We start from the raw sequence: 13,631 nt of genomic DNA, 5'->3' as shown, positions 1-13,631 counted from the left end.
GGCCCCGCCCGCTCCGGCCGCAGCCCCGCCGGCTCCCCCGGCCCCGGCTGCCCCGGCTGCCCCGGCCCCGCAAGCTCCGGCGGCCCCCGCTGCTCCGGCGGCCCCCGCTGCTCCGGCTGCCCCGGCTGCCCCGGCCGCTGCCGACGGCGCCGGGTACGTCACCCCGCTCGTGCGCAAGCTCGCGGCCCAGCACGGCGTCGACCTGGCGACCGTCACCGGCACGGGCGTCGGCGGTCGCATCCGCAAGCAGGACGTCCTCGAGGCCGCGGAGGCCAAGAAGGCCGCGGCCGCCCCGGCCGCACCCGCCGCCCCGGCGGCTGCCGCTCCGGCGTCCGCCCCGGCCGCCGCGGCCCCCGTGACGCCGTCCCCGCTGCGCGGCACCACCGAGCCGCTCTCGCGCCTGCGCAAGATCATCGCCACCCGCATGGTCGACTCGCTGCAGACCTCCGCGCAGCTCACCCAGGTCGTCGAGGTCGACGTCACCAACGTCGCCCGCCTGCGCGACAGCGTGAAGGCCGACTTCGCGGCGCGCGAGGGCGTCAAGCTCTCCTACCTGCCATTCTTCGCCAAGGCCGCGATCGACGCGCTCAAGGCCCACCCGAAGCTGAACGCGACGATCGACACCGAGAAGGGCGAGGTCACCTACCACGACAGCGAGCACCTCGCGCTCGCCGTCGACACCGACAAGGGCCTCATCACCCCGGTCGTCAAGGACGCCGGCGACCTCTCGATCGCCGGTCTGGCCAAGAAGATCGCCGACATCGCCGCTCGCACCCGCACGAACAAGATCGGCCCCGACGAGCTGTCGGGCGGCACCTTCACGATCACCAACCTCGGCTCGGTCGGCGCCCTGTGGGACACCCCGATCATCAACAAGCCGCAGGTCGCGATCCTCGGCCCCGGTGCCGTCGTCAAGCGGCCAGTCGTCATCGACGACCCCAACCTCGGGGAGACCATCGCGGTGCGCCACATGGTCTACCTGGCGCTCACCTACGACCACCAGCTGATCGACGGCGCCGACGCCGGCCGGTTCCTGCAGGACGTCAAGGCGCGCCTGGAGGCCGGCGCGTTCGAGGTCTGAGCCCGGCGCAACACTCCTCCCGCGGCCCCCGCGTGCTCCGGCACGCGGGGGCCGCGGTGCGTCCCGGCGGAGTTCCGGCAGAGGTTCTGCCGTGCATCGGCCCCGCGGCCGAAAAGGATGCGGAGAATGTCGGTGCCCCCGGTTAGCGTCGGGGGGTGACGATGACGACGGGATCCCGGGCCACCGACGTCGCGACGCCCCACCCGCACGTGGTCGAGCGTCGCCCGATCGACTGGCGGCGGCTGCGCGGCGTCCGCGCCACGCTCTGCCTCATCGGCCTGCTGCTCGGAGCGATCGGCGCCGCGCTCGGCAGCGTGGTCGCCGGCCGCATCGCGGAGAACCCGGGCGCGGGGCTCGTCGAACTGCTCGCGCTCTGCGTGGTCGGCGGGGCGCTCATCGAGACCTCGGCGCGCACCTTGTGGACCAGCGTCGTCAGCCGGGCCGAGGGCGACCTGCGCGCCGATCTGCTCGAGGCGGCGCTCGCGCAGCCGCTCCCGGCCCTGAGCGAGACCGCGGTCGGCGAGATCCTCGACCGCGTCGACGACGACACCTGGGAGGTCGGGCGCCTCCTGCGGCAGATGGGCTGGATGACGATGCGGGCCGTGGCGGGTGCCGGGCCACTGTGGATCGTCGCCGGCGTGACCTGGTGGCCCGCGTTCGTGCTCTTCCCGATCATCGCCGGCCTCGCCCTGCTGTGGGCCCGTCCGCTGCTCAACCGGGTGACCGCCACCAAGGTGGCCGAGGAGATCGCCTGGACCGACCACGCCGCGATCATCGAGGAGGGCATCGCCGCCCGCGACGACCTGCGCACCAGCCAGGGCCAGGCCCACGTCATCCGGCGCGCCAGCGAGCTCGCCGCCACGGTCCACGACCGGTTCCGCTCGGTCATGCTGCTCCAGCGCGCTATCAGCCTGCGCACCGGCCTGGTGCTGCACAGCCTGCTGGTGGTGATCGCGGTCGGCGGCGTCGCCCTCGCCGGTGCCGGACGCCTCTCCACGGCGTCCCTGGTCACGCTCTTCCTGGTCTCGAGCAACTTCGTCGGCCAGATCGACATGGTCGCCCGGCACCTGCCCGAACTCCAGTCCGGCATGGGCGCGATCCTGCGCCTGCGCGCGCTGATGGCCGTCGAGCCCGAGCCGGTGGGCGGTCGACCGCTGCCGCCGGGCCCCCTCGACATCGTCTTCCGCGACCTCCACTTCAGCTACGGCACCGGACGGTTCGGGCTGCGCGGCATCGACCTGGAGGTCGAGGCCGGCCACACCTGCGCGCTGGTCGGGCGCACCGGGTCGGGCAAGTCGACGCTGGCCTCCCTGGTCTCCCGGGCCGTCGAGCCGCCGCGCGGCAGCGTGTTCATCGGCGGGGTCGACGTGCTCGATCTCGACCTGGAGGAGCTGCGCGCCGGCATCGGGGTGGTCACCCAGCGCACCGAGATCCTCGCCGGCACCGTCGCCGAGAACATCGCGCTGTTCCGCGACCTGCCGCGCGCGACCATCGAGGCCGCGGTCGAAGAACTCGGGCTCGGCACCTGGATCGCCAGCCTGCCCGAGGGGCTCGACACCCCGCTCGGCGCCGGCGGCACCACGCTCTCGGCCGGCGAGGAGCAGCTCGTCGCGTTCGCGCGCCTGCTGGTGCGCGACGTGCGCATCGTCGTCCTCGACGAGGCCACCGCTCGCATGGACCCGGTCACCGAGGCGCAGGTCGTGCAGGCCGCCGACCGGCTGCTCACCGGCCGCACCGGCCTGCTCGTCGCCCACCGGCTCTCCACCACCGAGCGGGCCGAGCGGGTCGCCGTCCTCGACGACGGCCGGGTCGCCCAGACCGGTCCGCGCGACAAGCTCGCCTTCGAGCCGGGCCCGTTCCGGGAGCTGCTGCTCGCGGCCGACGAGCCGGAGTCCGACGCCGAGTCCGCGGCCGCCGACCTCCTCGAGCTGCTCGACGGCGACGGCGTCGGCGCGGTGCGCCGCACCGCCGAGCCCCCGGCGCCGCCGGTCACCGCCCCGGTGCCGACCCTGACCCGCTCCACCGCCCGCGCCCTGTTGACCATGCCGCGGTGGAGCGTCGCCGGGCTCACGCTCTTCCTGCTCTCGGCCCTGCTCGGCGCCTTCGGCGCCCTCACCGGCTGGGTGTGGGGCCACATCGTCACCGACCTCCAGGCCGGAGAGACCCCGTGGCTGCTCACCGGCATCGTCGTGGTCTTCCTGCTCGCCGGCCCCGTGCTGCTCTCCCAGGCGCTGTCGGTCTACATCCGCTGGTGGGTCGATGTGAAGCTGCGGGTGCGAGCCCAGGTGCTCGCCGGCCAGATCACCCCGAAGCGGCTCCTGCGCACCCCGCCCGGCGAGGTCGTCAGCCGCGCCATGGACGCCGACCGGCTTGCGCAGTACGCCGACCGCTGGGTCGACGTCCTCAACGGCCTGGGCATCGTGGCGGTGACCATGATCGTGGCCGGCACCCCGCTGGCCGGGCTCGTGCTCCTCGTGGTCATGGCGGCCTCGGCCGGCTCCTCCGCGCTCGGACGCCGCATCGCCGGCCGTTCGGCGGCGCAGTCGGCCACGGCCCGCGCCGGGTTCGGCCGGGCCCTGGTCTCGGCGATGGAGTCGGTGCGCACCGTCAAGCTCGCCGGCGCCACCGACGACGTCCACCGGCACCTCCTCGAGGTAGACGCGGGTCGCGTCGAGGCCACCGTCGGGGAGTACCGGGTGAAGTCGTTGCTCGAAGGCGTCCCCATCGTCATGGTGCAGGCCGGCATCGTGGTGGCGTGGGCCGCCTTCGACCTGGGCTGGTGGGGTCTGGCGACCGCACTGCTGGTCACCAACGCCGTCGCCGGCTTCGACTGGTTCGGTCGGGTCGCGGGCTCGGCGATCACCGAGGCACCGGGCACCCGGGCCTGGATCGACGCCACGAGTCCGCTGGCCGGGGGTGGGCTGCTCACCGATCTGCCCGCGGGCGTCGACATCGTCTCCGGCGCCGCGCCGCGCCCGGTCACGGCGGCGCACGAGCCGATGGTCAGCCTGTCGCTGCGCGGTGTCACCGCGGTGCACGACGACGGCACCGTGGGCGTGAGCGGCGTCGACCTCGACGTCGCCCCCGGTGAGCTGATCCTGCTGGTCGGGCCCATCGGGTCGGGCAAGTCCAGCCTGCTCTCGGCGCTCGCGGGCCTGGTCGAGGCCCGCGGCGAGATCCGCTGGAACGGCGAGCCCGTCGCCGACCCGGAGACCTGGCTGCGGCCCCCGCATGTGGCGCACGTGGCCCAGGTGCCCCGGGTGCTCTCGGGCACCTTCGCCGACAACGTGCGCCTCGACCACGCCGACCGGGTCATCGAGCCGGCCTTCGCCGCGGCGCGCCTCGAGCGCGACCTCGTCGCCGCCGGCGGTCCCGACGCCCTCGTCGGTCACCGCGGCGTGCGCCTCTCCGGGGGGCAGGTGCAGCGCCTCGCGCTGGCTCGGGCACTGGCGTGCGATGCCGACGTGCTGCTGGCCGACGACGTCTCCTCCGCCCTCGACGCCGCCACCGAGCTGGAGCTGTGGGCGGCGTTGCGCGAGCGCGGCGGAGCGGTCATCGGCGCCACCTCCAAGGCCGCGGCGCTGGCCCGGGCCGACCGCGTCGTCGTGCTGCTCGACGGCGAGGTCGCCGAGATCGGCCCGTGGTCGCAGCTCGCGGAGCGCTGGAGCCACCTGGCCGGCTAGGGACGCGCCGTCCTGGGCGTGTGGGGCGGTCTGGCACGCTCACCTCATGAGCCTGCACGTCGTCGTCGCCGGATCCTCCGGATTCCTGGGCACCCACCTCACCGCCGCGCTGCGCGAGCGGGGGCACAGCGTGACCGCACTGGTGCGCCGTCCGGCCGGTCCGGGCGAGTCGACCTGGAACCCCTACGCCGACGACCCCGCCCAGCGGCTCGACCCGGGCGTCATCGCGGCCGCCGACGTGGTGGTCAACCTCGCCGGCTCCCCCACCGTGGGCAACCCGCACTCCCAGAAGTGGGCCGACGAGCTCCTCGCCTCGCGGGTGACGACCACCCGGGTGCTGGCCGAGGCGATCGCCGGGGTCTCCTCCCCGCCGGCGTACCTGGCCGGCAGCGGCATCTCCTACTACGGCGACCACGCCGACCAGCTGCTCACCGAGTCGGCCGACACCCGGGGCCACGCGACCCTCACCGAGGTGTGCCGTCAGTGGGAGGCGGCGACGACCGCGGCCTCGGTCGCCGGCGCGCGCGTGTGCCTGCTGCGCACCGCCCCGGTGATGGACCGGCGCAACGCCCCGCTCAAGCAGCTCGCGCCGCTGTTCAAGGCCGGGCTCGGCGGGCGCCTCGGCAAGGGCTCGCAGTACATGGCGATGATCTCGCTGCGCGACTGGATCGGCGGGGTCATCCACCTCGCCGAGCACCCGACGGCGTCGGGGCCGGTGAACCTGTGCTGCGTGGAGACGCCGACCAACGCCGAGTTCACCCGCACCCTGGCCGCGGCCGTGCATCGTCCGGCGTTCGCCGCGGTGCCGGGCGGGCTGCTGAAGGTCGCCGGCGGCCGGATGGCTCCGGAGCTGCTGGGCTCGCTCAACGTGCGCCCGCAGGCGCTGCTGGACGCCGGCTACGCCTTCCTCGACCCCGAGGTGGGCTCGGTCATCGAGACGGGTCTGGCGGCTCGCTGATCCGCTCGACCCGCCACGCACCGTCCACGCGCGCCAGGACGACGACGCGGGTGCGGGCGGTGTCGTGGGGCAGCGGCGTCCCGGCGTCGCCCCCGCCCTCGTCGTCGCCCCCGCCCCCGCCGTCGACGGAGAGGCCCACGACCCGCGCGGTGTCGGCGATGCGGGCGCGCAGTCGCAGCCGGTAGCGGCCGGCGTTGCTGTCGAGCACCTCGAGGGCCAGCACCTGGGTGCGCAGGCCGGTGACCCGCAGGCCGCGGGCATGCCACCGCGCGAGGGCCTCCAGATCACCGCGGGCGGCGGCGCCGCGGTAGAGCGCGGCCAGAGCGTGCGGGTCGTCGGCAGCCCACGCCTCCGCGCGGGCGGCGTCCCACTCGGCGAAAGCGCGGGCGGCAGCGACCTCGGGCCGCTCGGGCGCGGGCGGTGCAGACGGATCCTCCGCCGCCGGCGAGCCGCATGCGGTGCCCGCCGCGAGCAGGAGAGTCGCTGCTAGGAGGGAGCGTGCGCCGAACATGCGAGCGGTGGCCATGCCCTCCCCCTTCCCCTCCCACCCGGCCCTGACGACGTCGTCCACAGGCGTAGGCTGGCGACGTGACGGAGGTGCGCAGCGAGGTCGTCGGCCTCGGAGACTCGGCGGTCGACTACCTGGAGGCCTGGGAGATCCAGCGGGGCGTGCACGCCGAGGTGGTGGCCGGCGATCGGCCCGACACCGTGCTGCTGCTCGAGCACCCGCCCACCTTCACCGCCGGCAAGCGCACCGACGCCCACGAGCGGCCGGTCGACACCGCGGGAGCACCGGTCATCGACGTCGACCGCGGCGGCAAGATCACCTTCCACGGTCCCGGCCAGCTGGTGGCCTACCCGATCGTGCGGCTGCCCGACCACGTGCTGGTGGTCGACTTCGTGCGCCGCATGGAGGAGGCGATGATCGCCACCTGCGCGGCCTTCGGCGTCGAGACCGCCCGCGTGCCCGGCCGCAGCGGCGTGTGGTTGAAGGCCGACCCCGCCGACCCGATCGGCCGACCCGAACGCAAGATCGGCGCCATCGGCATCCGGGTCAGCCGCGGCGTCACCATGCACGGCATCGCACTCAACTGCGACGTCGACCTCGCCTGGTACGAGCGGTTCGTGCCGTGCGGCATCGCCGACGCCGGCGTCACCTCGCTGAGCCACGAGCTCGGCCGCGACGTCCCGGTCACCGAGGTGCTGCCGGTGCTCCAGCGCGAGCTCGAGACCATGCTCGCCTGGCAGCCCTACGAGGCGACGCCGGACTACGAGCCGCGTCCCGAGCCCGGCCGGGCCCCGCGCATCCAGCTCGTCGGCCTGGGCTGAGCCGGCGGCGACGCTCCTGCGGTCGGAGCCGATCCCGCGCGCCGACCACCGACCTCCGGATCCCGCATGTTCCTGCGACTGATCGGCGCCGAGCTGAACAGGCTCCGGCGTCGGCGCGCCATCCTGGCGCTGGTGGGGTTTGCGATCCTCGTCCCCGCGACGATCGCGGCGATGCGCATCCACGGCACAGCACCGCGCGACGCCGAGGCGCGCTCCGAGGTGCTCGCCGTCCATGCCGTCGACATCGACCGATGCATGGCGGATCCGCTGCTCTACGGCCTCAGGGGCGCGCCGTCACGCGCCGACTGCGAGGAGGCCGTCGTGCAGATGCGGGATCCCCGCCGGGTCCTCGACCTCGCGCGCGAGCGCCACGGCGACGGGTACGGCGTCCTGACCGCCCTCCTCGTCGCCCTCACCCTCCTCGGCGCCGCGGCGGCGCGGCGCGACCGGAGCGGTGCAACGCTGCCCGAGCAATCACCTACCGCGCCGGACCGTTTCGACCTCTGGTCGGCCACCGCGGCAGCGACCGGCGTCATCGCCCTCGTCGTGGCCTCGGCGGTCTCGACCGGCTTCTGGGTCGCGCTGTGGGCGGCCGCGCGATCGCGCGGCCTCGACGTCGAGGAGAACGCCCTGCGGCCGGCGCTGGCGTACGGCATGCGGGGCGCGTTGTTCACGGTCGCAGCCGCCGTCGGCGCCTACGCCCTCACGGAACTCACGCGCAGTGTGGCAGCGACGGTCGCGATCGTGCTGGGGCTGGGAGCGGCTGCCAGCGTGCTGCCCGCGGTGCTCGGTCTCAGCGACCGCTGGACGCCGATCCCGAACCTCGACGCGATCGTCGCCGGCTCCAGCGTCTACGACACGGGCTACGACCCGGACTGCGTCGTCCCCGCCTCGGTCTCCCCGCGATCAGCCTGCCCCGCCTCCGATGACCTCACCGCCGGGCAGGGTGTGGGCTACTTCGGCCTGCCGCTCCTGCTCGTCGGAACCGCCTCCGCCGTCGCGTTCGCACGGCGTCGCGACTCCTGATGCCGGGCGCCGTTCACCGGCTTCCGGACGGCGCCCGCACGGCGTCCCGTGGAGTACGGGTGAGCTGGCTCACCGGCGTAGAGTCGAACACGTGACCGCCGCACCGAACGCCGATGGCAGGAAGCTCCTCCGACTCGAGGTCCGCAACGCCGAGACCCCCATCGAGCGCAAGCCCGAGTGGATCAAGACGCGGGCGAAGATGGGCCCGGAGTACAAGCACCTGCAGAGCCTGGTGAAGTCCGAGGGCCTGCACACGGTGTGCCAGGAGGCCGGCTGCCCCAACATCTTCGAGTGCTGGGAGGACCGCGAGGCCACCTTCCTCATCGGCGGCGACCAGTGCACGCGCCGTTGCGACTTCTGCCAGATCGACACCGGCAAGCCGCAGCCGCTCGACCGCGACGAGCCGCGCCGGGTCGCGGAGTCGGTGCAGACGATGGGTCTGCGCTACGCCACCATCACCGGCGTCGCCCGCGACGACCTCGAGGACGGCGGCGCCTGGCTCTACGCCGAGACCGTGCGCGCGATCCACGAGCTCAACCCCGGCACCGGGGTGGAGAACCTGATCCCCGACTTCAACGGTCGGCCCGAACTGCTGGCCGAGGTCTTCGAGTCGCGGCCCGAGGTGCTGGCCCACAACGTCGAGACCGTGCCGCGCATCTTCAAGCGCATCCGCCCGGCGTTCCGCTACGAGCGCTCCCTCGACGTGCTCACCCAGGCCCGGGCGTTCGGCCTGGTCACCAAGTCGAACCTCATCCTCGGCATGGGCGAGACCCGCGAGGAGGTCTCCCAGGCGCTGCGCGACCTGCACGAGGCTGGCTGCGAGCTCGTCACCATCACCCAGTACCTGCGCCCCTCGGTGCGCCACCACCCGGTCGAGCGCTGGGTGAAGCCCGAGGAGTTCGTCGAGCTCGCCGCCGAGGCCGAGGAGATCGGTTTCGCGGGCGTGCTGTCCGGCCCGCTGGTCCGTTCGTCCTACCGCGCCGGACGCCTGTACCGTCAGGCGATGGCGGCGCGGGACGGCGTCCCGACCGCCTGACCTCTCTCGGGTCCGACCCGCACCACCCCACGACCAGCAAAGGCAGCCCGCCGCCGATGGCCAAGAAGACCGAGCAGTCCGCGAAGACCGCAGCCGAAGCCTCCGCCATGGGGCGCCGGCAGCAGTTCATCGAGACCTACCGCATCACCAAGCGCAGCGACCCGGCGATCGGACGCTGGCTGCTGGGCACCTTCGTGGTGGCCTTCGCCGCGGGCTTCGCGCTCTTCAAGATCCTGCCCGGCGGCGGCGTCCTGGAGTGGATCCTCGCCGTCGTCGGCGGCTTCCTGACCGGCTCGCTGGCCACGATGATCGTCTTCTCGCGTCGCGCCCAGCGCTCGGCGTACAGCCAGATGGACGGCCAGCCCGGTGCCGCCGCGGCCGCGCTGTCGATGCTGCGCCGCGGCTGGCGCACCGACCCGGCGGTGGCCTTCACCCGTCAGCAGGACGTCGTCCACCGGGTCGTGGGCCCGCCGGGCATCGTGCTCGTCGGCGAGGGCAGCTCGGCCGCCCGGGTGAAGCAGCTGCTCGCCTCCGAGCGCAAGAAGCACGAGCGGGTGCTGGCCGAGACCCCGGTGCACGAGGTGATCTGCGGACGCGGCGAGGGCGAGGTGCCGCTCGACAAGCTGGTGCGTCACGTGCAGAAGCTCGGCCGCAAGGTCAAGCCCGCCGAGCAGACCGACATCCTGGCCCGCCTGCGTGCGCTCGACGCCAACCGGTCGAACATCCCGCTGCCCAAGGGCCCGGTGCCGACCAACATGAAGGGCATGCGTCAGAACATGCGGGGCCGCTGAGCCGCTCCCCCGCCTTCTTACGAACGACGAAGGGGCGCCGAGAACGATCTCGGCGGCCCTTCGTCGTCGCGGTGCTCGGCCGGTCAGCCGGCGAAGGACGACACGTCGGTGATCTGGCTCTTCGGCGGTGCGCTGATGTCGACCTTCGAGCCCCAGTCGCTGTAGACGACCGTGACCTGCTGGCCCTCGAAGCCCGAGACGACCTTGGCCAGACGGCCGTCGTCGTCGATCCAGACGGTCTGGGTGGTGGTCTTCGGCAGCTGCTTGATGACCTGCGGGGTCATGCCGGGCAGGTCGCCGATCGACTTCAGGGTGTCGACGGTGAAGGTGTACTTCTTCGTGCTGCGGCCCTCGACGTCGTCCTCGCCGAGGTAGCTGCCCTTGATGAAGGCCTTCTTCAGCGAGGTGAGACCGGAGCGCGGGTCGAACTGCTCCATGACGTTGCCCAGCGAGGCCAGCGGACCGGTGGGGTCGTCGAGGGGGAAGACCACCCACTTGCCGTTCGTGCCCTGGAACTTCATGTAGATGTTCTTCCCGACCAGCCGCATGTCGACCGAGCCGAGGCCGGCGGCGCCCATGTCCATGCTGAGCGCGAGCTGCGGGTCGCCGGCGGCGTAGTCGCCGGCACCGGTCGCGGTGAAGGTCTGGCCGCTGATGCCGCCGGTCATGCTCAGCTTGGCGCTCGTGGCGCCCTCGAAGGCCTTGCTGTAGAGCGCGATCACGTCGTCGGCGGTGATCGGCGAGCCGGACTCCTCGCCGGCCTCCCCGGTGTCGGCGGCGTCGGAGGCGCTCGCGGAGTCGTCCGGGGTGGCGGCCGTGCTCGCGCTGGAGGTGGGCGTGGCGGCGTCGGAGGCCGCCTCGTCGTCGCCGCCGCAGGCGGTGAGCGTGAGCGCGAGGGGCAGCAGGACGGCGGCGGCCGAGAGGCGCAGGGGGCGGTGGGTCATGGGGATCCTTCCCGAGTCGATGAGGTCCAGCCTAGGTGCACCTAGGCCGTGGCGCGCCCGGTGAGGCGGCGGTACTCCTCCAACGGCACCGTGGCCGACTTCGCGGCCATGTCGTGCAGGCCGCGGCCGTCGGGGCGGAAGACCAGCGGCGGGATCACGGCGGCCACGAGGATCTGGCGGGCCAGGGCGACGAGCAGCGCCAGCGGCCGCGGGTCGCCGTCGACGCGGACGACGCGCAGCCGGGCGGCGAGCTGACCGAACGAGCCGCCGGCGGTGGCGGTGAACAGCGCCGACTCGAGCACGAAGACGCCGAGCACCGCGAAGCCCGACCAGGTGGGGGCGTCGTCGCCGTAGACCGGCACGAAGAGTCCGGTGGCGAAGATGCTGGCGATCCAGTCGATGACGAGGGCCCCGGCGCGGTGCGCCCAGGACGCGGTGTTCAGCTGCACGCGGCCACCTTAGGGCGGCGGTGGCGACGTCCCAGTCCTCGTCATGCTGTTACGCCCGCGAAACAATGGCGATACGGTCTGGAAACCGCCCGGCTCCTACGCTGGCGGCACCACGGCACAGCCCCCTGTGCTCATCCACCCACGTGTCGGCGGTCGCCTCGCGGGGCGCCCAAGGAGGACGAATGTTCCAGAACAGCGAGGAGCTGCTCAAGTACGTCAAGGACGAGGGCGTCGAGATGATCGATGTCCGCTTCTGCGACCTTCCCGGCGTCATGCAGCACTTCACGGTGCCGGTGTCGTCGTTCGACCAGTCCGTCTTCGACGACGGCCTCGGCTTCGACGGCTCCTCCATCCGCGGCTTCCAGGCCATCAACGAGTCGGACATGTCGCTGTTCCCCGACCCGACCACGGCCTACATCGACCCGTTCCGCAAGGCCAAGACGCTCAACCTGAACTTCTTCATCCACGACCCGATCACCGGCGAGGCCTACTCCCGTGACCCGCGCAACGTGGCGAAGAAGGCGCTGGCCTACCTCGCGACCACCGGCATCGCCGACACCGCGTTCTTCGCGCCCGAGGCCGAGTTCTACATCTTCGACAACGTCCGCTACTCCACCGGCGTGAACGAGGGCTACTACCACATCGACTCCGTCGAGGGCTGGTGGAACTCGGGCAAGGACGACGGCGACAACAAGGGTTACAAGACCCGCCTCAAGGGCGGCTACTTCCCCGTCGAGCCCTACGACCACTACAGCGACCTGCGCGCCGACATGGTGAAGAACCTCGAGGCCTGCGGCCTCCAGGTCGAGCGGGCCCACCACGAGGTCGGCACCGCGGGCCAGGCGGAGATCAACTACAAGTTCGACACGCTGCTCAAGGCCGCGGACGACGTGATGAAGTTCAAGTACCTCATCAAGAACACCGCCTGGGAGCAGGGCAAGTCGGTCACCTTCATGCCGAAGCCGATCTTCGGCGACAACGGCTCGGGTATGCACGTGCACCAGTCGCTGTGGAAGGACGGCTCGCCGCTCTTCTACGACGAGACCGGCTACGGCGGCCTCTCCGACCTCGCCCGCTGGTACATCGGCGGCATCCTCGCCCACGCCCCGGCGCTGCTGGCGTTCACCAACCCGACCGTGAACTCCTACCACCGTCTGGTGCCGGGCTACGAGGCCCCCATCTCGCTCGTGTACTCCTCGCGCAACCGCTCGGCGTCCGTGCGCATCCCGATCACCGGCTCCAACCCGAAGGCCAAGCGCATCGAGACCCGGTTCCCCGACCCGTCGGCGAACCCCTACCTCGCCTTCGCCGCCCTCATGCTGGCCGGCCTCGACGGCATCCAGAACAAGACGGAGCCCGCCGCCCCGATCGACAAGGACATCTACGAGCTCCCGCCGGACGAGATGGCCGACATCGCCCAGGTGCCGACCTCCCTCGGCGCAGTGCTCACCGCGCTCGAGGAGGACCACGAGTTCCTCACCCGCGGCGACGTCTTCACCCCGGACCTCATCGAGACCTGGGTCGACTACAAGCGCACCAACGAGATCGCCCCCGTGCAGCTGCGCCCGCACCCGCACGAGTTCGAGCTGTATTACGACATCTAACCGGGCCGCCGGCTCCGGTCCTTCAGCGACGCCGAATGACCGCAACCAACAGCCGCTGACCTGCAGAAACGCCGTCGAGCGACCCTTTGGTCACTCGGCGGCGTTTGCTGTTGTTAGCCGCTGGTCGGTTACAAATTCGGTACAAATCTCGGGACCATCGCCTTGCGCGACACTTGATTCCTCGCCGTCGCCCAGCGACGCACCCGGGCGCGTCCGATGCAGCAGCCCAGGCGCCCGAGTCAGCTCCGTCGCTTCGCTCGGCCTAGCGACCTGTCCCCCGCCGGCTCGACCGGGTCGCTGCCAGATCCGTTTCTTCAGTTTGATCGCTCCCGACCCGTCGTCGGACGTAGGTGCCCGTAGACCAAACGTCCGTCAACGCCGCAAGGAGGGGCTTGATGATGGCAACGAACTCGAACGCACCGGCTGCAGAGCCAGGGACCTTCGGCCCCCGACGTCGGGGAGTCCCCCGCGGCCGGTCACCCAGGCTTGTCGACGCTCAGGAGCTGTGGGACATCGACGATGTCGCGTCCTACTTGGGCGTCACCAAACAGACCATCTACTCCTGGCGTACGACGGGATACGGGCCTGCCGGTTTCCGTGTCGGCAAACACCTGCGCTGGCGAGCAGCAACCGTCATCAACTGGACGGTTCAACTCGAAGAGAATCCGTGATCGCGTCAGTTCCTCGGTCTGGCCGAGCATCGGTCACATCGTCCCAGACGGGGAGACGG

General features: G+C 72.4%; 12 protein-coding genes. 9 read left to right on the top strand and 3 right to left on the bottom strand.

All coding sequences use genetic code 11. The features are described 5' to 3' along the window. The 3 genes from sucB to ABD671_RS17160 form a co-directional block, all read left to right on the top strand. Positions 1–1,081, top strand: a 1,081-nt coding sequence (gene sucB / locus ABD671_RS17170) for a 2-oxoglutarate dehydrogenase, E2 component, dihydrolipoamide succinyltransferase (RefSeq protein ID WP_344734660.1), incomplete at its 5' end; no start/stop codon positions are given. 161 nt (positions 1,082–1,242) lie between these two features. Further along, positions 1,243–4,764: an ATP-binding cassette domain-containing protein gene (locus tag ABD671_RS17165; RefSeq protein ID WP_344734661.1), complete on the top strand. Its 3,522-nt coding sequence runs from the start codon at positions 1,243–1,245 to the stop codon at positions 4,762–4,764. 46 nt (positions 4,765–4,810) lie between these two features. Beyond that, positions 4,811–5,722, top strand: a complete 912-nt coding sequence (locus ABD671_RS17160; protein ID WP_344734659.1) for a TIGR01777 family oxidoreductase — start codon at positions 4,811–4,813, stop codon at positions 5,720–5,722. Here the strand turns inward: ABD671_RS17160 and ABD671_RS17155 are convergent. After that, the gene (locus ABD671_RS17155; protein WP_344734657.1) at positions 5,694–6,248 is read right to left on the bottom strand and encodes a hypothetical protein; all 555 of its coding nucleotides are present in this window, start codon (positions 6,246–6,248) and stop codon (positions 5,694–5,696) included. The two genes, ABD671_RS17160 and ABD671_RS17155, sit on opposite strands and share 29 nt — an antisense overlap. Before the next feature lie 62 nt (positions 6,249–6,310). Between ABD671_RS17155 and lipB the strand changes: the two genes are divergently transcribed. The 4 genes from lipB to ABD671_RS17135 all read left to right on the top strand — a co-directional run bounded on the left by lipB (position 6,311) and on the right by ABD671_RS17135 (position 9,904). Next, a complete protein-coding gene (gene lipB, locus ABD671_RS17150; protein WP_344734656.1) occupies positions 6,311–7,051 on the top strand; it encodes a lipoyl(octanoyl) transferase LipB in 741 nt (246 codons plus the stop codon). A gap of 66 nt (positions 7,052–7,117) precedes the next feature. After that, on the top strand, positions 7,118–8,077 hold the full coding sequence (locus ABD671_RS17145) for a hypothetical protein (RefSeq protein WP_344734655.1): 960 nt from the start codon (positions 7,118–7,120) through the stop codon (positions 8,075–8,077). A gap of 91 nt (positions 8,078–8,168) precedes the next feature. Continuing rightward, positions 8,169–9,113: a lipoyl synthase gene (gene lipA, locus ABD671_RS17140; RefSeq protein ID WP_344734654.1), complete on the top strand. Its 945-nt coding sequence runs from the start codon at positions 8,169–8,171 to the stop codon at positions 9,111–9,113. Positions 9,114–9,169: 56 nt separating this feature from the next. Continuing rightward, positions 9,170–9,904: a DUF4191 domain-containing protein gene (locus ABD671_RS17135; RefSeq protein WP_344734653.1), complete on the top strand. Its 735-nt coding sequence runs from the start codon at positions 9,170–9,172 to the stop codon at positions 9,902–9,904. An 83-nt stretch (positions 9,905–9,987) separates the two neighbouring features. Here the strand turns inward: ABD671_RS17135 and ABD671_RS17130 are convergent, their stop codons facing one another. Both ABD671_RS17130 and ABD671_RS17125 read right to left on the bottom strand, forming a co-directional pair. After that, entirely contained in the window at positions 9,988–10,848 is an 861-nt protein-coding gene (locus ABD671_RS17130) for an SCO4651 family lipoprotein (RefSeq protein WP_344734652.1), read from the bottom strand. A 41-nt stretch (positions 10,849–10,889) separates the two neighbouring features. Next, the gene (locus ABD671_RS17125) at positions 10,890–11,297 is read right to left on the bottom strand and encodes an RDD family protein (RefSeq protein ID WP_344734651.1); all 408 of its coding nucleotides are present in this window, start codon (positions 11,295–11,297) and stop codon (positions 10,890–10,892) included. A 182-nt stretch (positions 11,298–11,479) separates the two neighbouring features. On the opposite strand from ABD671_RS17125, the gene glnA reads away from it, so the two are divergent. Further along, entirely contained in the window at positions 11,480–12,901 is a 1,422-nt protein-coding gene (gene glnA / locus ABD671_RS17120) for a type I glutamate--ammonia ligase (RefSeq protein WP_344734650.1), read from the top strand. Between the two features lie 395 nt (positions 12,902–13,296). Next, positions 13,297–13,572: a helix-turn-helix transcriptional regulator gene (locus ABD671_RS17115; protein ID WP_344734649.1), complete on the top strand. Its 276-nt coding sequence runs from the start codon at positions 13,297–13,299 to the stop codon at positions 13,570–13,572. The last annotated feature ends 59 nt before the right edge of the window (positions 13,573–13,631 follow it).

This window comes from Nocardioides fonticola, from assembly GCF_039536805.1.
Classification (GTDB): domain Bacteria; phylum Actinomycetota; class Actinomycetes; order Propionibacteriales; family Nocardioidaceae; genus Nocardioides; species Nocardioides fonticola.
The sequence above is the reverse complement of the archived record's forward strand: the minus strand, read 5'-3'. Positions and strand labels throughout refer to the sequence as shown.

Bases quoted from the DNA above. Each gene is read 5' to 3' on its own strand.
- ABD671_RS17165 (WP_344734661.1), top strand. From the start codon at position 1,243: ATGACGACGGGATCCCGGGCCACCGACGTCGCGACGCCCCACCCGCAC.
- ABD671_RS17160 (WP_344734659.1), top strand. From the start codon at position 4,811: ATGAGCCTGCACGTCGTCGTCGCCGGATCCTCCGGATTCCTGGGCACC.
- ABD671_RS17155 (WP_344734657.1), bottom strand. From the start codon at position 6,248: ATGGCCACCGCTCGCATGTTCGGCGCACGCTCCCTCCTAGCAGCGACT.
- ABD671_RS17145 (WP_344734655.1), top strand. From the start codon at position 7,118: ATGTTCCTGCGACTGATCGGCGCCGAGCTGAACAGGCTCCGGCGTCGG.
- ABD671_RS17135 (WP_344734653.1), top strand. From the start codon at position 9,170: ATGGCCAAGAAGACCGAGCAGTCCGCGAAGACCGCAGCCGAAGCCTCC.
- ABD671_RS17130 (WP_344734652.1), bottom strand. From the start codon at position 10,848: ATGACCCACCGCCCCCTGCGCCTCTCGGCCGCCGCCGTCCTGCTGCCC.
- glnA (WP_344734650.1), top strand. From the start codon at position 11,480: ATGTTCCAGAACAGCGAGGAGCTGCTCAAGTACGTCAAGGACGAGGGC.
- ABD671_RS17115 (WP_344734649.1), top strand. From the start codon at position 13,297: ATGATGGCAACGAACTCGAACGCACCGGCTGCAGAGCCAGGGACCTTC.